Source organism: Arenibacter sp. F20364 (genome assembly GCF_023015905.1).
GTDB lineage: Bacteria > Bacteroidota > Bacteroidia > Flavobacteriales > Flavobacteriaceae > Arenibacter.
The window spans coordinates 1-21,481 of the sequence record NZ_JALKBD010000050.1 but is presented as its reverse complement, the minus strand read 5'-3'; the positions used below and the strand labels follow the sequence as shown (position 1 = coordinate 21,481).

The 21,481-nt window shown below is 37.4% G+C and carries 21 protein-coding genes; 14 read left to right on the top strand and 7 right to left on the bottom strand.

Annotation, left to right across the window (positions count from 1 at the left end):
- The 8 genes from MWU84_RS22330 to MWU84_RS22295 all read left to right on the top strand — a co-directional run.
- The coding region (locus MWU84_RS22330; RefSeq protein WP_246906000.1) for a DUF2064 domain-containing protein at positions 1-527 on the top strand (527 nt) is incomplete at its 5' end.
- Positions 528-606: 79 nt separating this feature from the next.
- Positions 607-3,858 carry a SusC/RagA family TonB-linked outer membrane protein gene (locus MWU84_RS22325; RefSeq protein ID WP_246905998.1) on the top strand — a complete coding sequence of 1,084 codons (3,252 nt, stop codon included), beginning with the start codon at positions 607-609 and terminating at the stop codon, positions 3,856-3,858.
- Between the two features lie 10 nt (positions 3,859-3,868).
- A complete protein-coding gene (locus MWU84_RS22320; protein ID WP_246905996.1) occupies positions 3,869-5,314 on the top strand; it encodes a SusD/RagB family nutrient-binding outer membrane lipoprotein in 1,446 nt (481 codons plus the stop codon).
- A gap of 20 nt (positions 5,315-5,334) precedes the next feature.
- Complete coding sequence (locus MWU84_RS22315; RefSeq protein WP_246905994.1) at positions 5,335-6,441, top strand: nucleoside hydrolase; 1,107 nt, start codon at positions 5,335-5,337, stop codon at positions 6,439-6,441.
- 11 nt (positions 6,442-6,452) lie between these two features.
- Complete coding sequence (locus MWU84_RS22310) at positions 6,453-7,436, top strand: phosphotransferase (protein WP_246905992.1); 984 nt, start codon at positions 6,453-6,455, stop codon at positions 7,434-7,436.
- Positions 7,437-7,924: 488 nt separating this feature from the next.
- Positions 7,925-8,098 carry a DUF547 domain-containing protein gene (locus tag MWU84_RS22305; RefSeq protein ID WP_348647892.1) on the top strand — a complete coding sequence of 58 codons (174 nt, stop codon included), beginning with the start codon at positions 7,925-7,927 and terminating at the stop codon, positions 8,096-8,098.
- 151 nt (positions 8,099-8,249) lie between these two features.
- On the top strand, positions 8,250-8,831 hold the full coding sequence (locus MWU84_RS22300; RefSeq protein WP_246905990.1) for a Crp/Fnr family transcriptional regulator: 582 nt from the start codon (positions 8,250-8,252) through the stop codon (positions 8,829-8,831).
- Positions 8,832-8,895: 64 nt separating this feature from the next.
- Complete coding sequence (locus MWU84_RS22295) at positions 8,896-9,840, top strand: 2-dehydropantoate 2-reductase (RefSeq protein WP_246905987.1); 945 nt, start codon at positions 8,896-8,898, stop codon at positions 9,838-9,840.
- 862 nt (positions 9,841-10,702) lie between these two features.
- Here the strand turns inward: MWU84_RS22295 and MWU84_RS22290 are convergent.
- A complete protein-coding gene (locus MWU84_RS22290; RefSeq protein ID WP_246905984.1) occupies positions 10,703-11,050 on the bottom strand; it encodes an antibiotic biosynthesis monooxygenase in 348 nt (115 codons plus the stop codon).
- A 2-nt stretch (positions 11,051-11,052) separates the two neighbouring features.
- Positions 11,053-12,048 carry an alpha/beta hydrolase gene (locus MWU84_RS22285; RefSeq protein ID WP_246905981.1) on the bottom strand — a complete coding sequence of 332 codons (996 nt, stop codon included), beginning with the start codon at positions 12,046-12,048 and terminating at the stop codon, positions 11,053-11,055.
- A 96-nt stretch (positions 12,049-12,144) separates the two neighbouring features.
- Here MWU84_RS22285 and MWU84_RS22280 point away from each other — a divergent pair, with 96 nt between their 5' ends.
- A complete protein-coding gene (locus MWU84_RS22280) occupies positions 12,145-12,834 on the top strand; it encodes a metalloregulator ArsR/SmtB family transcription factor (protein ID WP_246905978.1) in 690 nt (229 codons plus the stop codon).
- A 241-nt stretch (positions 12,835-13,075) separates the two neighbouring features.
- Here MWU84_RS22280 and MWU84_RS22275 read toward each other — a convergent pair whose 3' ends face one another.
- Entirely contained in the window at positions 13,076-13,558 is a 483-nt protein-coding gene (locus tag MWU84_RS22275) for a hypothetical protein (RefSeq protein ID WP_246905975.1), read from the bottom strand.
- 303 nt (positions 13,559-13,861) lie between these two features.
- Between MWU84_RS22275 and MWU84_RS22270 the strand changes: the two genes are divergently transcribed.
- From MWU84_RS22270 to MWU84_RS22250, 5 genes are all read left to right on the top strand, one after another.
- On the top strand, positions 13,862-14,584 hold the full coding sequence (locus tag MWU84_RS22270) for a DUF547 domain-containing protein (RefSeq protein ID WP_246905973.1): 723 nt from the start codon (positions 13,862-13,864) through the stop codon (positions 14,582-14,584).
- A gap of 33 nt (positions 14,585-14,617) precedes the next feature.
- A complete protein-coding gene (locus MWU84_RS22265) occupies positions 14,618-15,496 on the top strand; it encodes a hypothetical protein (RefSeq protein ID WP_246905971.1) in 879 nt (292 codons plus the stop codon).
- 255 nt (positions 15,497-15,751) lie between these two features.
- Positions 15,752-17,020 carry a POTRA domain-containing protein gene (locus MWU84_RS22260; protein WP_246905969.1) on the top strand — a complete coding sequence of 423 codons (1,269 nt, stop codon included), beginning with the start codon at positions 15,752-15,754 and terminating at the stop codon, positions 17,018-17,020.
- 582 nt (positions 17,021-17,602) lie between these two features.
- The gene (locus MWU84_RS22255) at positions 17,603-18,187 is read left to right on the top strand and encodes a Crp/Fnr family transcriptional regulator (protein WP_246905967.1); all 585 of its coding nucleotides are present in this window, start codon (positions 17,603-17,605) and stop codon (positions 18,185-18,187) included.
- A 96-nt stretch (positions 18,188-18,283) separates the two neighbouring features.
- Positions 18,284-18,637, top strand: coding sequence for a nuclear transport factor 2 family protein (locus MWU84_RS22250; protein WP_246905966.1), 354 nt, complete (start codon positions 18,284-18,286; stop codon positions 18,635-18,637).
- A 282-nt stretch (positions 18,638-18,919) separates the two neighbouring features.
- Here the strand turns inward: MWU84_RS22250 and MWU84_RS22245 are convergent, their stop codons facing one another.
- The 4 genes from MWU84_RS22245 to MWU84_RS22230 all read right to left on the bottom strand — a co-directional run.
- Positions 18,920-19,768: an IS3 family transposase gene (locus MWU84_RS22245; RefSeq protein WP_246905964.1), complete on the bottom strand. Its 849-nt coding sequence runs from the start codon at positions 19,766-19,768 to the stop codon at positions 18,920-18,922.
- Complete coding sequence (locus tag MWU84_RS22240; protein ID WP_246905960.1) at positions 19,765-20,043, bottom strand: transposase; 279 nt, start codon at positions 20,041-20,043, stop codon at positions 19,765-19,767. Before MWU84_RS22240 ends, MWU84_RS22245 begins: the two co-directional genes overlap by 4 nt.
- Before the next feature lie 421 nt (positions 20,044-20,464).
- Complete coding sequence (locus tag MWU84_RS22235) at positions 20,465-21,013, bottom strand: thioredoxin family protein (protein ID WP_246905958.1); 549 nt, start codon at positions 21,011-21,013, stop codon at positions 20,465-20,467.
- A gap of 174 nt (positions 21,014-21,187) precedes the next feature.
- On the bottom strand, positions 21,188-21,481 hold a 294-nt coding region (locus tag MWU84_RS22230), incomplete at its 5' end, for a tRNA-dihydrouridine synthase (RefSeq protein WP_246905956.1).

The following is a 21,481-nucleotide window of genomic DNA, read 5'->3' as shown; positions in this document are numbered from 1 at the left end:
TTTGGGTGGATGAGCACCAGCAGATAGGTATTGATTTTTCAAGCCGTTTTGTAAATGCATTTCAAAGGCTGTTCGACAAGGGGTACGAAAACGTGGTATCCATAGGCAATGATTGCCCAGATCTCACCCATCAGCTATTGCAGGATGCCATTGAAAAAGTGCAGACTAAAAAGCTGGTATTGGGTCCCTCCAGGGATGGTGGAATATATCTTTTGGGAATCAATAGGAATATTTTTGATATAACGAAATTTCAAGAATTACCATGGCAAACTGCGAGGTTGCAACAAAGTCTTGAAAAATATGTCCAATTAGAGGAAGAGGATTGCTATTTACTAGATAAGTTAAACGATTTGGACTTTTGTAAGGATGTATTTGACTATGTTAGATTAAATCCTTCGACCATAATAAGCCGGTTTTTTGAGGCAATTAAATTATCCATTAGAATTATAATTCCCGTAGTTAATGATTTTATTCGGTCATTGTTAAGTTATTCATATGTAAATTTTCGAGCTCCCCCTTCAGTTTAATTACTTGATCTTATAAATGCCTTTGAAGTTAATGGAATGATCATTGACTGGGGCGATATGTAATTAAACTATATATAATATGAAATTAATACCAATTATTGTCCTTCAATTATTGGGGTTGACTTTGTTTGCACAAGTAAACACCTATAGTTCAAGGGTATTGGACAACTATGAACAGCCAATTCCGTTTGCTGCCGTATATGAAGTGGGAACAGAAAATTATACGACAACAGATGAAAATGGATATTTTGAGCTATCGACCGATTCTATAAACTTTGTGCTTCAAATTTCATCTATAGGTTTTAAGACCTTGAATTTTGAAGTGGAGACTGGCCAGCTGCCCTCCAATCTTGTTATGATCGTTTCCGAAGAGCAGTTGGATGAAGTGGTCATAACTGCGTTAGGGATAGAAAGAGCTCGACGTGCCTTGGTCTCTTCCGTGTCTACGGTTAGTTCTGACAAGTTGGTCACAGTCCCACAGACTAATCTTGTTAATGGCTTGGCCGGGCAGGTTGCAGGGGTGCAAATTACCAATGGCTCTAGTGGCGTGGGATCCTCATCCAGAATCATTATCCGGGGGGAAAATTCCTTGAGTGGAAGCAACCAGCCACTTTTCGTGGTAGATGGAGTTCCTATAAGTAACGACCAAATTACAAGTGATCTTGTTAATAATGGAGCATTACAGGAGGTTGATTATGGAAATGGTGGTTCTGAGTTCAGTCCAGACGATATTGAATCCATTTCGATTTTAAAGGGAGCCGGTTCGGCAGCACTTTACGGTGCACGGGCTGCAAATGGGGTAGTCCTAATAAGTACAAAACGCGGGAATAGTACCAATGGTTTTGGAGTGAGTATCAATAGCAACTTTACAGTTGAAACTTTGCTAACCTTACCGGATTATCAAAATGTTTATGGGTTGGGGTCCAATGGGAACTACGCATTTCAAGATGGAACTGGTGCGGGAATTGGAGATGGAGGTATTAGTAGCTACGGTCCACGGTTGGACGCTGGACTTTTGATACCACAATTTGATAGTCCGTCTGTAGATGTACATGGTAGTCCAATTAGGGCAGGCGATGTTAACTCCCGTAGGCTGCCCGATGGAACCTTCACTCCAATAACGCCTACCCCTTGGGTTGCGAGACCCCATAACGTACGTAATTTTTTTGAAACGGGAATTACTTATCAAAATAACATTGCGATAAGTAATTCGGGAGATAAGGGAAGTACTCGATTGTCTTACAGTAATTTGCGCAATGAGGGTATTCTCCCGAACACAAATCTAAAAAGGGATGGATTAGCATTAAGTTTAGATCAAATCTTGAGCGACAAACTCCAAGTCAACACTTTTGTCAATTATATCAACACCAGAAGTGGCAACAGGCCCAATTTGGGCTATGGTTATGAAAATGTGCTTTACGGATTCAATTGGACAGGGAGACAGACCAATATTGAATCACTTAGGAACTATTGGCAGGAAGGCTATTCAGGGCGACAACATTTTGACATCAATTACCTATGGTTGACCAACCCATATTTTACCTTATATGAAAACACCAATAGTTTTAATAAAAATAGGGTTTTGGGGAATATTTCCGCGGTCTACGACTTTTCAGATAATCTTTCTCTAAAAATCCGAACTGGTCTGGATACGTATAGTGAAATCAGGGAGTTTAGAAGGGCGGTAAGTACCAATGCAAACCCATTTGGCTCATTTCGTAAGGATGACATACGGTTTATTGAATTGAATGCGGACTTTTTGCTTACGTATAAGACGATCATCAATCAAGATTGGGGCTATACCCTTACTGCGGGGGCCAACCGCCTTGATCAAAAAATAAATTATTCTTTTGCTATGGCGTCACAGTTGGCCCTACCGGAAATTTATACATTGGCCAACTCCAGAGGGGCTTTGTCGGGAAACAGTGAAAATCTGAACAAGAGGGTAAACAGTGTATATGCTACAGCAAATTTTGAATACCAGAACAAACTATACGCAGACCTGACTTATCGCAATGATTGGAGTAGTACCCTGCCGGATGGTAACAGTTCTTTTGGATATTACTCGGCCGGTCTTAGTTATATCGTTTCAAATAGTATAGTCTTGCCTGAAGGGATATCCTTCTTAAAATTCAGGCTAAGTGCTGCTTCGGTCGGCAATGATACCGATCCTTTCCAAGATACCCAGACCTTTAAGTTCAATGGCAATTATGGTCCTAATTTTAGAGTAAGTAATCAAAGTGAACTAAAAAACACCAATCTAAAACCAGAGCGCCTAGACGCCTATGAGGGAGGAATGGAGGCTTGGTTCTTCAATGGCAGGATACAGTTTGAAGGTTCCATTTATCAAAATATAAGTAAATATCAAATTATATCGAGGCCAATTTCCTATGCCACTGGCTTTAAAAGCTTCAATGAAAATGGGGGGAAGATCAGAACACGTGGACTGGAACTAATGTTGAGTGCTTCTCCTATACGAACCGGCGATTTTAATTGGAATACTTCTGTGAACTTTAGTGCTTTTAGAAGTGTGGTTACTGAATTACCCGAGGAGGTGGATCAATTTGTAACGGCAACCGCAAATATTTTTAGTGGAAGTGGAGGATCCAACACGGTTTTTTATATAGCAAGAGAAGGAGGTCGGGTAGGGGATATGTACGGTACGGGGTTTGTGCAAGTAGGCGGTCAGGACCTATTTGATGTAAATGGGTTGCCGGTACAAGATTCCCAACTGCGTAATCTGGGCAATTATAATCCAGATTTTTCCTTGGGCTTCAACAATAATTTCTCTTATAAAAACTTTGATTTCACCTTTTTGTTCGACTGGCGACATGGTGGTACCATTGTATCGCGTACCAAGGCATTGGGAAGTACATCCGGCGTATTAAACGAAACCCTGCTTGGCCGTGAAGGAGGTTCCGAAAGTACGGCGTTTGTAGACGGTAGTGGCGTTGTGGGGAATGGTGTTGTAAATGTGGGCACCGCTGATAATCCAGAATATGTTCCCAATACCAAGGCCGTGGCCGCAAATAGGTTCAACAATGCCTATTATGACCGCGGCAATGAGGCCAGTGCCCTGTACGATGCCTCCTATCTAAAATTGAGGCAATTGAGTGTTTATTATACTTTTCCGTCAAAAATGGCCCAATCCATGGGTGTTGAAGAGTTAAAGATCGGATTTATTGGAAGTAACTTATTGCTTTTCACTGAAAACCCGCATTTTGACCCTGAGTTAAATGCCCTCCAAGAACGTAATATTGTGTATGGCGTGGAGGATTTTTCCTATCCATCTACCAGAAGTTTAGGTATAAGTCTTAAAACAAACTTCTAAAAAAAGTTCTATGAAAAATATACAACTATTTTTAATTATTATTTTCAGCTTGTTTATTTCAAGTTGTACGAATGACTTTAATACTATAAATGAAAATCTCAACGCACCTCAAGAAGTGAGCCCAGAGTTCCTGTTAACCAATGTGATAGCCGCTCAAAGTAATGAGCATACTTATAACCAAGGTTTGAGGCTGAACAATTACTTGGTCCAATTCAATGCAGATGTCGAATTTGAACGAATAGATAGATATGAATTAGGCAGTAACAGTGGTTATTGGAATTTGTTATACAGCCTATTGGCAGATTTGGAGTCCATGAAAACATTACCTGGATATAATGAGGCGTACGACGGAGTAGCCGAAATACTACGAAGCTATTATTTTTCACAACTTACGGATATGTGGGGAGATGTTCCCTACACAGAGGCTATTGGATTCAACGAGTTTAATTTTACTCCCAACTATGACTTTCAGGAAGGCATATATACGGACCCCGATACTGGAATATTGGCAAGATTGGAAGCAGCTGTGTCCCGGCTAGAAAATACTAGCGAGAGTATTCGGGGCGATATTATGTTTGGAAATGATTTGACTTCATGGATTAGATTTTCGAATTCACTTCGGGTGCGCTTCTATCTTCGGATCAGTAAGAGGGTAAAGGATTTCGAAAAACTTCAAGGATTGGCAAATGGAGAAATGCTCATGAAGTCCAATGAAGACAATGCTGTTGTACCGTATTTGAGTTCGGCGCCAAATCAATTCCCGTTATTCAGTGCTTCCACGGGTATTTTTCAAGGTTTAAAAATGAGCGAAACGTTGGAAAACATATTAAAGGAGTGGGATGATCCAAGGATTTCCGTTTTTTTCAATCCTACCCAGGAAAGCATATTGGAAGGTAACCCGGAGTATAAAGGCATACCCAACGGGCTTAGCGTGCAGACCATTAGCGAAAGAGGGATCATCCTCAATGATATTTCTAACATGTCCGATAAGTTTAGGGTAGTCCCAGATGGAGTGGATGCCCAGATAATGCTCTATTCGGAAGTACAGTTTGCGTTGGCCGAAGCTGTTGAACGGGGTTACATTGTTGGAAACGCTCAGACCTATTATGAAAATGGCATAAGGGCACATTTTGAGTATTACGATAAACAGGTTCCAATGGACTACTTTGAGCGGGACTACATAGCCTTAAATGGCAGTATGAACGAAAACCTTGATAAAATACTGACTCAGAAGTGGCTAAGCCTATTTATGGTTGGGCACGAAGCATGGTTCAACATTCGGCGTACGGGCATTCCTTCATTGACACCTGGTCAGGACAATTTTAACAACGATCAATACCCAACGCGTTATTTGTACCCGGAGTCTGAACAAGCGGCAAATAGGGTAAATTATAGTGAAGCCGTTTCGCGCATTGGCGGGGATAATATCAACATTAAGAATTGGTGGGAAATGTAAATTGACAATAATAATCACACATGAAAAAATTTAATAGTACATTGACGCTTTTGATAGCCATTTATTTTTTAACCTATGGACAACTGAATGCCAATATGGATAGATGGTCTTTGTCAACACTAAATCATATTTACCAAAATTACAGTCCAGAATCTAGCTCAATAGGAGAATTTAACGCTCTTTTTTCGGGCCGTTTTTCTACAGAAAGAAGAAAAAAAAAGGTTTGGATAGATACTGATCTTGCGGTAGGCATGAAACGTTACAATAGGGAAGGCTATAGTGATGTTGATGATGGCTATGCCGTATTGCAGTTGTTCAATGCAGATAATATACACATTACCGGTATCAGTGCGGTTTTTGGAAATACGAAAATAGATGACGCCTACCGACTCTGTAAAAAAATGGTAAGTGATTTTTCCAGTTATCCAATTCCCGTACACAAAGGAGCAGGTGAAAGGATAGATTTGACAAATGTGGTCACCAATGATGCTGTCGAGGCCATGGCAGAATCCCTGCGCAAAGAACCTCAGACTATTTTGGCCATTGGACCAGCGACCAACGTTGCTCTATTATTGTTGCTATATCCAGAACTTGCTCCTCAAATCCAGGAGGTCGTGCTGGTTGCGGGGCGAAGGACACCGACTTCGTATTTCGAAATTGGAAATCCGGTACATCATGCTCCCGATTTAAATTTTGACTTGGACAACGATGCTTTCCGTATTTTGTTCCAGAAGGAAATAAAAGTAGTCCTTTGCCCTTTTGAAATATCAAATAAAGTATGGTTAACGGATGAAGACTTGAAGGATTTACAAAACGGTAGTCCAGGTAACGAATGGTTATCCAATGCATCCAAGCCCTGGCTGAAGCAGTGGGTGGACGCAGGAGATAAAGGGTTCAACCCATTTGATGTTCTTGCAAGCCATTATCTTATTGCACCCGAAGATCTAATCATGGAACCACTTTTGGCCAGGCTGGAGATTCATGTAAACGATATGCAATTGCTAGATAAAGAACACAATTTCAAGCAATATCTATTGTGCGACAAAAGAAATGGATACCCCATACTGTACTGCTATGGCGTTGTTTCCGATTATCATCAAAAGTTAATGGCAAGCCTTTTAAAATAAAAAATGGCAATATGGAAAAGTTGACAAGGGATATTGACAAATTGGGTGGTTATTTAAAGCGGCAAGGCTGGTTGTTTGCGAATGAAAATATAACAGCCGTCGAAGTCCCGGGTGAGGGAAATATGAACTTTACACTTCGTATCAAAACCACTGAGCGTAGTTTTGTTATAAAGCAGAGCAGGGATTATGTGGAAAAATTTCCACAAGTTGCCGCACCAGTAGAAAGGGCCATACGCGAGTCTGAATTTTATTCACTTATCTCGGATCATAATATATTGAAGTGGCAGATGCCAAAACTTAATGGCGTAGATAGGTATAATCATGTTTTGAACTTTCAAGATTTAGGAAACGGAGTTGATTGTACCTATTTATATCAAAAGGATGAATATCTGGAGGAAACAGATCTTCAAAAAATAATGGTCTTTGCATCAACCCTACATAAAAGCATCAATACGGATGTGACCAATGTTAGACTGCCCAATAGGAAAATGCGCAAACTCAACCATGAACATATTTTTATCTATCCATATATTTGGAAAAATGGACTCAATCTTGATGACATACTTCCCGGTTTAAAAGAAATCGGGGATAATCTTAAATCTGATGACGTTTTAAAATATAGGGTGCAAAAACTGGGCGAGATGTATTTAGCAGATGGTAAGACTTTGTTACATGGAGATTATTTCCCTGGTAGTTGGTTCAAGACCCCGGATGATATAAAAATTATAGATCCGGAATTCTGCTTTTTTGGTAGGCCAGAATTTGAGATAGGTGTGACGGTCGCACATTTAAAAATGTCATCACAACCTATAACTCTGATTGATAAAGCGCTTAAGATCTATATGGATTCGGCACCGTTGGACAAAGACCTTTGTTTTCAATTTATGGCAATTGAAATACTACGGCGTTTACTGGGGCTGGCGCAACTTCCATTAAGCCTCGACCTTGAAGAACGTAAAGCTCTTCTTGAGGAGGCCCGTAGCATCCTGGTATAACCAAACAATAAATCCGTACAATACAATCATATAATGAATCATAGGTAGGGTAATTATTACTATACTGTCCTGAATTCCGAGTACTCATCAGTTTCAAAAAATAGGAAAATTGAAGGAGGGCTATCCCAATTGGACAAAAGTCCAAAATTCAGTCCAAGTGATCTAGAAAATAACTTGTAAGAAGATTATCCTGAAACCCAAAGATGGTTAAATCCAATCCTAAAATAATCATAAAGAGAAGGGGCGCTTGTAAGGTGGCATTTGGAGGCTCGACAAAGAGGACATTGTTATTTAAGAGCAGAAAAATTATCGATGTGAGAAAAATACTGATTGTAATCATCATGATGTCGATTGGAGGTATGACCTTTGCTCAGGACACCTCGGAGTTTTTCTCCAAAACCGATGTTCTTTACGAGAACACATAAAAATAGGTAAGGTAGATTATGCATCCACAGAAGCAAAACCCTAGGGATTATTAGAATTAGTGGATATCCTCAGTATCCTTAATCCCCCTAAAAAATGATCCCAATGTCTATCAGGCTTTTTGGATCAATACATATAATTTGCTAGTGATCAAGGGGATCGTGGACCATTATCCGGTAAAGTCACCTTTGGACGTCCCAAGTTTCTTTTATAAGAGCACATATTCACAGAACGGATAAAATAGACACTAACACCAAGGTATTCCATTGTCCTTACAGTTGGTCATTGAACGATATCAAATAAACAACATTAATCCTAACCAAGAAGTTGTTGTTTTTATAAAAAATGGGGGTGCTACGTAGACTCCCGTTGTGTGTAACTAAAAAAAATATGGACAAATTAATACTTAATAACTACTTTCATTCTTTGTTTCCGATCCAAAAAGAAACTGTCGAAAATATCACAGAAACATTTTGCGATTTCGCAATGGAAAAAAATACAACATTACTTGATAAAAATGCTATTAGTACAAAAACATACTTTTTAGAAAAAGGATATGTACGGTCATATATTCTTAATGAAGATAATGAAGAAATTACAACCAACATTTATGCGGCTCCTTGCTTTGTAAATGACTTTTTATCTTTTTTTAAAAAACAGCCAACAAAAGAAATCTATCAAACTATAACTGACTGTTCATTTTGGGAAACAAGCTTAGAAAACGTGCAAAAAAACTTCCATAACATTCCTGAATTCAGGGAATTCAGTAGACTTTTATTTGTTATAAATTATTCTAAATTAAACGATAGAGTAATTGAAATGGCAAGTGAAAAAGCAGAAACAAGGTATATAAACCTTTTAAAACAGCAATCTCATATTTTCCAGAATGTACCTCTAAAAATTATAGCTTCCTATCTGGGAATTACTGACAGTTCATTAAGTAGAATCAGAAAAGAAATTGGCAAAATATAATTTCTTGTCATTTGTCAAGTGCTTGATTAATTAAGTCTTTTAATATTTGTGAAAAAATAAAAAAATGAATAAAAAGCACATAGTTATTATAGGTCTTGGAGGTGTTGGTGGATATTTTGGATTTAAGATATCCCAAAGTAATGAAGCAAATAAACAAAATCAAATCTCATTTATTGCCAGAACTAAAACATATGAAACAGTAAAAGATAGAGGTCTTACGTTATTCTCTTCCGAACACAAAAATAGCATAACATATCCTGATGCTATTTATCAAAATATTTCAGAAATTAATAATCCTGATTTGGTATTTATTTGTGTTAAAGAATATGATTTAGAGAATATTTGTAGCCAACTCTCCAAAGTCATTACGAAAAACACAGTGTTACTTCCAATGATGAATGGAGCCGATATTTATGATCGAATTCGTAAAATAATACCTCATAATATTATTTTACCATCTTGTGTTTATGTTGCTTCCCATATAAAGGAAAAAGGGATTGTTGAGCATAAAGGAAAAACGGGACAATTAATTTTTGGTAAGGACCCAGAACATCCTTCAGAAAATATTGATTGGATTATAAATTTAATAGAAAATAGTGGAATAAATTCTGACTTTAAAGAGAATTGTCAAGTTGATATTTGGACAAAATTTATTTTTATTGCAAGTTTTGGTTTAGTAACAGCTAAACATAATTCATCTATTGGAGACGTTCGCACAATTGAATTACAAAAAGAAGAGGCAACAAAGATTATGATTGAAATAAAAGCAATTGCTGATAAAAAAGGTATTCATTTACAAGATCATATTATTCAAAAAACATTTGAAAAAGCATCAACGTTCCCACCGAAAACACCAACTTCTTTGCAACTTGATGTAAATTCAGGAAAAGAAAACAACGAACTAGAACTATTCGCTGGTGCAATCATTAATTATGGAAAGGAAACAAATATAGATACTCCTTTTTCTGAAAAAATATATCAAGAAATAAAAGCTACACATAACAACTAAGTATTCGCGTTGTCCGTACTGCCTGTCACGCTAATTCTGCAGGAGCCAAACATGAAGACCGTGTTGACTGAACCGGGCAGTATATATCTCACCAAGTGTGTGGGGCAAGAAATATAGAGGGACGCAACCCTCGATATTTTTTTTATTAATTTTGGGTAATATTTCGATAACGGGAATAATGGAATAAGATTATGACCGAAAAGCAAGCGGAAAGGTTAAAACAGAAAATAAAAAAATAAAAGCCGATTTGGCCGCCGATAAAAGAAGATAGGGAGAATTTTATGATGATAGTAGGGGGGGGTAAAGATATTTGCCCCCCAATACTATACTTTCTGAGTTTTATGCCAATCTTTTCGGTTTACAAGGCCACATTCAAAACTCAAAGAACAAAAATTACACCCGCAGTATGATTTCCTACAACTTACTTTTAAGGATTTGTTTTTCCTTAAAAACTTAAAGTCGGGAAAGTCCAGGAAAACCGAACTCAACAAAAATAGGGTAGTCAGTGTAAGCATTTCAAAATCCGCTACTATTCTTATGAGTGCCGAGCGTACCGAACGGCTAAAAATCTTTATCCAACTGTTTACAAGATAATAGATTTGACCTACCGATGTTGTCTTGAGTGGGAGAGTATCAAACCAATATAAGGTGCTTTGGAAGAGATTGCTCTTGAATTATTGGTCATAGACCAACCAATTCTCTACTATGTAAGCCAATTAATTCCAATGCCAAGACCTCAGATTCCAAAATTATGGTTCAACAAAACTTCCCTAAATTAACCTAAGCTAACCTAGAAGTTGTTATTTTTTTGAAAGAAGGGGTTGCTGCGCAGACCCCCGTTTTATGCCATTATTAAGACCACTCAAGCTCCCAGAGACATTTTACTATCGTTTGGGCTTTTTTTTCTATCAAACATTCCATAGTCACGGACAATATAGCCTATTCGAATTCTATAATCTTTGAAAATTGATTTAATCCCTTTGGATTGTGCTTGTCTATGTATTTCTAAATTCCTCCATTTTTTTATTGCATCTTCATTTTGCCAAAAGGATAAAGAGAGTAATTTATTAGGTTCTGAAATACTTTGAAATCTTTCAATAGAAATGAAACCTTCAATTTTAGTTAATTCCAATTTCAATTCAGACGCAATATCTAAATATTCATTTTTCTTTTCTTTTTTAATGTGCACTTCAAAAATAACTGCAACCATAATTATTTAGATTTTAGAAACAATATAACTTCATTATACAATGCAAAACGATTCTTTTCCAAATGCAAAACGTGAGTAGATTTATCAATAACTACATATCTTTTAGAAGGTGTATTTTCCAATTCGGCAAATAATCTTTCAGCGTCTTCAAAACTAAAAGCAGCATCCCATTCACCTCTAATCAACAAAGTCGAATTTTTTATTTTGGAAGCATTAAAAAAACAATTTCCGTTCCAACAATTATATAAATCAATTTCCCAAGCACGTGGGTATCTAATTGAAAAGGGACTTCGTGTTTTAGATGTGGAGTCGCTTTCCAACCATATATTTTTCCATTCACCAAGAACTTCTGGAGCAAAAGTTAAATCTTGTCCTTTGGGTATTTGGCTAATAAATTGTTCTACTCTTTCTGAAGGGGGCAAATCCTTATATAACTCCTCTGTTCTATGCCAATCTGTTGAACCGTTTCTTTGTATAAATGGAGCAAATAGAATTAGTTTATTAACCTTTTCAGGAAATAAGGTCGCATAATGACCTGAAACAGTTGCACCCCAAGAATGGCCAATTAGGTGTACTTTAGTAATATTAAGCTCTTTTAAAATATAATTAACAGCAATATCTATATCTTGAACAACTTCTTCTCCTCCAGATTTTATTTGTTTATTCTTTTTAATTTCATCTAACATATAATCATATCGATCAGATTTCCCATAACCTAAAAAATCTAAAGAAAACACATCATAACCTGTATTTGCTAAATTATCCATCCATGAAAGACCATTCATTTTAAATCCAGAGGCCAATTCAGAAGGAAAAGATGCCCCATGAATGAATAAAACTGCTTCGTTTAATTGCTTACCCATTGGTTTTAGATGTGTAACATTTATTTTTTTTTCCTTAATTCTACTTTCTAATTTTACATCTACCGGAAAGTTATTTTTCATTCGTCTATTACAAGATATTGTTATCAGTAAAAGAATTAAATATGCTTTTTTCATAAATTCTATATTTTAGCGGTAAATGTATATTTCTTATAATTTGTTTAGTTCATTGTAAAATGAACTATGAATTTATATTCCCACTATCTTTGCATAATGGATATTGAAGATAAATTTGGTTATATAGCTACATTATTGGGGGACAAAGCTCGTGCAATTATGTTATGGTCTTTACTAGATGGAAAAGCATACACCGCAACCGAATTGGCCATATGTGCAAATATTTCAAAGCAATCGGCTAGTAATCATTTAGCAAAACTACTTGAAGCACAGTTATTGGCAGTGGAGAAACAGGGGCGCCATAGATATTATAGGCTTGCTAACCCTAGAGTTGCGCAGGTCATAGAATCAATGGCCAGTCTAATTCCCGATTCGCAAATAAAATCTATAAATACAAAACCTAAATCTCAAAATATTGTATATGCAAGAACTTGCTACGACCATTTGGCAGGAGAATTAGGGGTGAAAATCACTAGCGCATTAATAAAAAATAACATTTTAACACAAAATGATAATAAGTACATTGTTACAACTTACGGTCTTAAATGGTTTAGTGCACTTAATATAAACATTGCTGAATTAAAATTAAAAAAACGCTCTTTTGCTCATAAGTGTTTAGACTGGACAGAAAGAAGACATCATTTGGCAGGTTCATTAGGGGCCGCGTTATTGGAATATATGATTTGTAATGATTGGATTAGAAAAAAAAATAACACAAGAGAAGTGCTTATTACATCTTTAGGAATAAAAGAATTGAATGACAAGTTAGAACTGTTTCGGAAATAATTACGGCACATAATAACAAGTAAGTATTCGGCCCCACCGAAAGGCCAGGGCTAAATATCTTGCTGACGGATCCATTCCCCTTCTACGGTACTATCTCTTAAAGAAGACCTTGCTGACATAAAATTCCACAGGCTGGCAATGGTCATGTAAAATATTTTCTCGGTTTTGCCGGAACAACCGATTATGGGTAGTGATTCCCATACCGTCTGTATTTTCAATAGCGATGATATAGTAGTTGTAGTTACCGCAGATCGGATAATTTGTTTTCTTTTTTAAAGCTTTTAAAATCTTGCCACTCTTTTATTCTTTGTCCTTTGTAATATTTCACGACCGATATCAATTTCCCATCTTTGTATTTTAAACAATATCCATCTTTGATTCCTTTGCGGAGTTGGCACTTATGATCTATTTTTCCATTTACATCATAAAAGAGCCACCACATGGTCATATCCCCATTTGAATAGTGTCCTTCTTTTTCCAAATTCCCATTTGGGGTGTAAAAATACCAATACCCTGATTTGATTCCCTTTTTGTAATGTCCCTCTTCCATTAATCTGGCATTGGTATGGAAAAATTGCCAAAAGCCCTCCCTAAGGCCTTTCTCTTCCCATCCCTGTGCCTTTAAGGCTCCGTTGGGATAGTATTCCCTTAAATAATTCCGCCCATCGGAATGATTGGCATTGAGACTAAAGGAGAGGAGAACGATGAACAACAATTGTTTCATGCCTATTTTCAATATTTTGATTTAGAACCAGGAAGCAACGGCCAACGCCCATTAAAAAAACTCTTCCTGGCGATAAGAGATCTTTCCATAGGGCAATAGTGGCTGTCGGAACAGTAGGTCGGTCTGGGTTATATAAACTTTACAAAAAAGAACGATTTTAGGTAGGTTTAGAATTCCTTAAAAATATCCGGGCAAGAAGATCAAAAACCCAATCCCAAAATAATCATAAAGAAAAGGGGCGCTTGTAAGGTAGCACTTGGAGGCTCGACAAAGAGGTCATTGTTATTTAAGATTAGAAAAATTATGGATGCGAGAAAAATACTGATTGTAATCATCATGGTGTCGATTGGAGGTATGAGCTTTGCTCAGGACACCTCGGAGTTTTTCTCCAAAACCAATGTTTTTTTACGAGAACACATAAAAGAAGGTAAGGTAGACTACGCATCCATAAAAGCCAATCCCCAGGGATTATTAGAATTAGTGGATATCGCCAGTGACCTTAAACCCCTAAAAAATGATCCCAATGTCTATCAGGCTTTTTGGATCAATACATATAATTTGTTAGTGATCAAGGGGATCGTGGACCATTATCCGGTAAAGTCACCTTTGGACGTCCCAGGTTTCTTTGATAAGAGCGCATATTCTGTTGGCGGACAGTATATAACGCTCAACTCAATCGAAAATGACTTATTGAGGAAAAACTTTCCTGAGGAATCCCGCTTTCATTTCGTATTGGTTTGTGCCGGTTTAGGTTGCCCGCCAATTATAAATGAAGCGTATCTGCCCGATACATTGAAATCACAATTACAAAGACAGACAGAGTTGTCCCTGAACAATCCCGATTTCGTGAGAATCAAGGGTAAAAAGGTTGGGCTCTCACAAATATTCGAATGGTATAAAGATGATTTTATACTTGGGGGAAAAAGTCTGATTGAATATGTAAACCAATACAGAACGGATAAAATAGACACTAACTCCAAGGTGTCCCATTATTCTTACAATTGGGCATTGAACGATATCAAATAAACAATTTAAATCCAATAAACACTTACTTATAAAATGAAACAATTTAGAAACCTCATGTCCTTGGCCGTCTTTTTATCGACCTTTTATTTTGGATTTTCGCAAGCAGATTCAACACAGCAGCCCAGTAATATCCAACAGTACACACCATCAAAATTGATTGGAAAAGGACAATGGGACATCAAATGGTTCAATAATTTATACACCCAAAACGAAAGTACATTTACGGAGGGAAAAGAGCCCAGACAAACATTTTTCACTTCAACTTTGGAGGTGTTCACGGGGGTGGGCAATAACAAAAGGTGGAATATTGGAACCATTCTGGAATTCCGTTCCAATGTGGTGTCCGGACGAGATGCCCTAGATGTTTTCCAGTTTGATGGAGAAACAGGAACAGCACGTTCAGGACTCACCTCATTTGCGCCAACGGTTAAATTTGTTCCTGTACGTGCCCTTAACAACTTTTCCATACAGAGTTCTTTTTTCATTCCATTGGTAGACAATGAGAGCGAGGATGGAGTGTTTTTAGACCAGAAGAGCTACATTTGGCAGAACCGATTTTTTTACGACTATACCTTTGCAGGGAACAAATGGCAATTGTTCACAGAGCTCAATACAGAGCTGAGTTTCGGGGATAAGGAAGAAAGCTTTGCCAACAACAGCCTAAATTTGACTCCAGGTGTGTTCCTCAGTTATTTCCCTAGTTCCAAGTTCACCATTCTGGCACTGGCTCAGCATTCGCAACGACTTGATCTTGGAAACGATTTTAAACAGAATTTTACCGCAGTTGGGGGAGGAGTAAAATATCAACTCACTCGAGCCTTGAACCTAGAAGTTCTATATACCAATTTCGTGCGCGGTGACAATACAGGCCTTGGAGAAACATTTAACATAGGATTGCGCGCAATTTTCTAATCCTGTTCCTTCTCATAGACTATTTTTGGAAACCTCCAACCGATTGGGCGGAGGTCTTTTAAACATAATACCAATGATTATTACATTGGGTGAACTAGTATCTTATACAATACAGGACTAGGATCCCTGTCGAGTTCATGTGTCAATTATTGTTCATTGATTAGCAACCATCAAGATTTCATTTTTCTTTGATACGGGTGTATAAGTCAAGTCAATCCGGGAGCTTTTATTATTTGTCACAATTATAGACCTATTATGCGAATTATAATCCCTTTTGCAATTCTCCTCCTACTTTTCTCAAAAGTTACCCATGGGCAAACATTGGTGGTCAATGTAGACATTCAAGGGAATAATCGGACGAGGAAAGCATTTATAGAGAAAATCATCCGTTTAAAGACGGGAATGAAATTGGATTCTTCCCTGATTGAGCAGGACATTTACCGATTAAAACGCTTGCCATCCGTATCCCATGCCTATTTTCAGGTTTCCCGGGTCAAAGAAGGAGAGGCATACCACGTGGTATATGGCATAGAGGAAAATTTTACCTGTATTCCTTTTGCCAGTGTATATACCACCACTAATGATGAATTTGCCTACAGGGTTGGATTACAGGAGTTTAATGCTTTGGGGAACAACATTATCTTGGGAGGCTTTTACCAGAAAGATATTTTTGACTCCTACGCGTTTCATGTTAGGGCTCCTTATCTTTTTGGGAAAAGGCTGGGAATGGCATGGAGCTACCAAAATCTGACCACACAGGAACCGGTTTTTTTGGATGCGGGCATCGCCGATTACAGGTACAACAATGAATCGTTTGAGGTCCTTGGATTGTATCAATTTGGCCTAAGGCACAATTTGGAGATGGGGATTACGCTATTTACAGAGGATTATCAGTATCTTTTTGGTAGTACAGCTCCCAGTGTCCCACAATCCCTTAAGGTTGATAAGTATTCCTATAAGTTGCACTACAGCTATGATGCCATCCGGTATCATTATCAATATCTTTCAGGATTTAAGAACGCGATTAATGTGCAGTATGTGCTTAGTGCCAATGAGCAACAACTTCCCGAGTTTATCATTGGATTTAACGATTTCACCTTTTTTAAAAGGGTGGGACGCAAAGGAAATTGGGCCAATAGGCTTCGTTTAGGGCTCGCCAGTAATTTAAAGACGCCTTTTGCCCCATTTGCAGTAGACAATAACCTGAACATCCGTGGAGTTGGTAATACCGTTGACCGTGGAACAGCAGCCATCGTCTTTAATACGGAATATAGACATACGCTCTTGGACAAAGATTGGTTTGTACTGCAAAGCAATATTTTTGTCGATGGTGGGAGTTGGCGCAATCCCGGAGGTGATTTCAGTGATTTTGGGGACAATCAGAACCTGAGGATTTATCCCGGGGTGGGAATTCGGCTGATTCATAAACATATTTTCAATGCAATATTCAGAATAGATTACGGACATGGAATCACTATAGACAGTTCCATGGGTATTGTATTCGGAATAGGCCAATATTTTTGATGCGTAAAAATTCAGATTTGAATTTAAAAAAAATGTTAAAATAATCTATGTCCATTTAGTCTATGCCCTTTGAGCCGTGCTAGGTATGTTTGAATACAAGTATGAACTGTCCAAGCCCAAAATAAAGTCATCGTCTCAACTTTAGAATTTGGTGCCCTTTCCTTCTTTTCGTATTAATTTGCGGTTTACCAATATCCGTTCGTCCATACCTAAATATAAGTCCCGGTCACTTCCCTTACCATGGATTACCAAATTTTCAAAATACTTCGGTTGGTTGAGCACCACAACCTTCAGAGTTTTATGTCAAGCCCTTCGGCCCCATAAGGCCAAAATAAAATCAAAGAGCAAGAATTGCACCCGCATTATGGTTTCCTACAACTTACTCTTTAAGGATTTGTTTTTCTATTGGGTTATATAATTAGACAAGTCGGTGATAGCCGGACCCAAAAAAATAGAACAGTGGAAGTATAGGCAATAAGCCCCAATAATAACCAGGCCACGAAAAATTAATTATTAATTTAGTCCCATAAAAAATATAGTCAATAACCACATCCATTCATTAGCCATAATCTGAAAATATATATGAATCATAAACCATTATTAGATTATTTGAATGAATATATCAACTTAACGGTTGATGAAGAAACTATTCTAATTTCTAAAATAATTCTCAGAAATTATCTCAAAGATCAATACATTGTTCAACAAGGTGATATCTGTAAAAGTGTTAATTTTATCATTTCAGGATGTACAAAAACATTTTATATGGATCTTGAAAGTCAAGAGCACATCGTGATGTTTTCCATTGAAGATTGGTGGACTTCCGATTTGGGAAGTTTTATAACTCAAACTCCTGCCGACTTTAACGTTCAATGTATAGAGAATACCCAACTTATTCAATTTACCTTCGATAATCTTGAAGAGTTGTATACAGAGATTCCTAAACTAGAACGCCTTTTTAGAAAGATTGTAGAACGTGCCTTTGTAGCTTCACAAAAAAGAATTATCAGAAATTTTAGTCTTACAGCGAAAGAACGTTACGAAATTTTCAAGAAGGCACATCCAAAAATTGAACAGCGTGTCCCTCAATATATGATTGCTTCCTATTTAGGTATTACCAAAGAATTTTTAAGCAAAATTAAAAGTCAACTTATTCACAACCAATAGATGTTAATCTAGTTTAACATTATTTCATAATCTACTTCATTTTTTAAAGTTTTAATCTTTAGGACATTTGTGCCATAATATTTAAATTTAAAAAAGATGAATACATTATTAGAAAAAATTAGTACAATCAACGACATGATTCTTGAAGGAAAAGCTTTAGAAGCTTTTGATCAATTTTATCATGACGATGTTATAATGCAAGAAAATGACAATCCAATTGTTGAAGGAAAAGTGGCTAATAGACAACGAGAGGAGGATTTTTTTAATGCTATAACAGAATTTAGAGGTGCTCAACCCTTAAAGGTAACTATTGGTGAAAATACAACAATGGTCGAATGGCATTTTGATTACACTCACAAGGATTGGGGAGTTAAAAATTATACTCAAGTTGCTGTACAAGATTGGAAAGACGGAAAAATAATTAAGGAAAAATTTTACTACGGATCATAACATATAATAATTTCTTATTAAGTCAATTACCTCAGGGCATGCCCTTGAGGCATCAGAAGAAAGCTACCAATAACATTTCGACGCCCGCCTAAACGGACCGGAAGGCTCGCCTGAATGGAACGGGCAGGCAAGCGTCGGAGCGTTTTAATCTCGACTATCGAGTTATAAAAATGAATTAAAAATATAGCAACTAATGTTGTTCTTGCTTTTATGACGTTTTCTTTTACGACCATAGTACACTACTCCCCATCTGTAAGACAGTTTAAAGATATTTATAATTGTTTATGATGCTATTTTTTTAGAGTTATAAATCTGATCGGGCGGTACCTTTCCTATCTCCGTATGCCTTCTTTTGGTATTGTAGAATTCAATACATTTCCTTATCATTTGATAAAGGTCCAGACCTCCGTTGGGAGGGTTTAGATATATCTTTTCATATTTGATCGACTTCCAGAAACGTTCGATATAAATGTTGTCCAAAGCTCTTCCCTTACCGTCCATGGATATTTGGATGTTATGTATTTTAAGCACGTCGATATATTCGGTACTGGTGTACTGGGTGCCTTGATCGGAGTTGTGTACCTCTGGTGTTCCGTACTTGGCAATAGTGTCCTGTAAGAGTTCGATACACCACACCTTGTCCATGGAATTTGAGATGCTACAATTAAGTATTTTTCTGCTGTATGCATCGATGATGGCATTCATGTACATAAAGCCACGGAACATGGGAATATAAGTGATGTCGGTCTGCCAGACCTGATCGGGACGCTCTACAGGAAGGTTCTTCAATAAATAAGGGAACTTATAACTTTTAGGGTCCCTGATAGTGGTCCTGGGCTTTCTATAAATGGTCTGTAGTCCCATAATTTTATATAACCGTCTTATTCTTTTCACGTTTACACGGTATCCCATATCAAGGTTGAGATAATCGGTCATTCGTTCTACACCATAATAAGGGTGTTCTAGGAAATGTGCATCTATTTCCTTCATCAGTCTTAAATTCAACCGGCTCTCGCTCTTGGGCCTATAATAGAGGCCAGAGCGATGGATGCCAAGAAGTTCACATTGTTGTACAAGACTCAGCCTGGGATGGGACCTTACTACCTTCTGTCTTCTTTCGGTAGTGCTCATTTGCCCAAGACTTTCTTTAAAAAATCGTTCTCGACCTGTAACTGGCCTATTTTACTGTAAAGGGGCACGGTGTCCAGGTCCGAGGATTCTTTCTCGGGTTTGGATCCGAAGGCCAGATCTGCATTTTTTAAAAACTCCCGCTTCCAATTGGAAATTTGGGCAGGGTGTATTTCAAATTTGGCGGCAAGATCAGGGAGGCTTGTCTGCTCTTTGATCGCTTCAATAGCCACTTTGGCCTTGAAAGATGCACTGAATTTTCTTCTCGGTGTTTTCATATTGACAGGGTTAAATTACAACTCAATTTCCTGTCCTATATTTGGGGAGTATTATAGTTGTTATTTTTTTAGTCCTAATTTGGTAACTTCTGCACTAATAATCCACTTTAATGTGTTTTGAGGTATACTCCGTATTATCGCTCATACAAATACGTCAAACAGTACAGCTTTATTTGGCTTGAAATAGTTTTGGGCCTCTGGTTGAGCTACATGGTTCCAACCAATTTCAAAATCATTTTCTCAGTTTTGTAGATCATTTATCATTTCAAAAAATGGTTCGGGATCATACCCATGTCCACCTGTTACGATCAATGCGTTTATTTTATTTTTCATAACTTATTATTTCTATGAACCTTAGACTATACCAATTGTCATGTGCTATTGAATTTGTCCGTGCAATTTAGGATACTCTCTTTGTAACCTACTTCCACTTTATACTACATCCAATACTTGGATATTGCTCTTGGGGCACTTGCTTACCTAATAATAAGGCATCCAATGCTGCAGTCAAATCACTTCCGCTAGGAAGGCCCATATTTGGTCTGGTTTCATCAAATCGTCCTCTATACACTAAGGTTAGGCTTTTGTCATAAACAAAGAAATCTGGTGTGCATTCTGCCTTATATTCGCGACCTACTTTTTGAGACTCATCATATAAGTAAGGAAAAGAATATCCGTGTTTACGAGCTACTTGCCTCATTATTTGAGGTCCATCCTCAGGATAGAAGCCCGCATCATTACTACTGATGGCTATAAACTGTACCCCCCGATTTTGATAATAATTGGCCACTTCCACTAACTTGGAGTTTATATGGTGTACAAACGGACAATGGTTACAAATGAAAGATATTACTGTAGCAATATCAGACTTTAACTCTGAAAGTGATACCGTTTTGCCAGATACAGTATCTGGCAAAGAAAAATTTGGAGCTTTACCTCCCAATTGAATCATTTTTGAGCTTACTAGCATAATTTTGTTGTTTTAGTTAAAAATATCACATGGATTTTGTTCCTTAATGAAAGGATTATGTATTTCTAGGTTGGCACTTCCTTTTAAGTAGTAGCTAAATATGGCAGGATCCTCACAGTTAGTTTTCTATGCCGTTGTAAAGGATTCTGCCATAAATGTAGTCGCTATATATTATTATTCCCAATCGGTATAACCTTCTGGTCCTGGAGTGTATAGTTTATCAACATCTGGAGCGGATAGCTCTTTACCTGTTTTTAATTTTTCGATTAAATCAGGGTTGGCGATAAATGCCCTGCCTACATATACTAGATCATATCCATCTTTCAATAATTCTTCGGCCTTTTCCGCACTCCAAACGTCACCACCTCCTAAGATAGTACCGTTAAAGTTATCTCCGATAATTTTCCAGATTTCTGTTGCAAATTCGGGGGCGGACATGGCTGCACGTTGGTCTGCAATGTGGATATA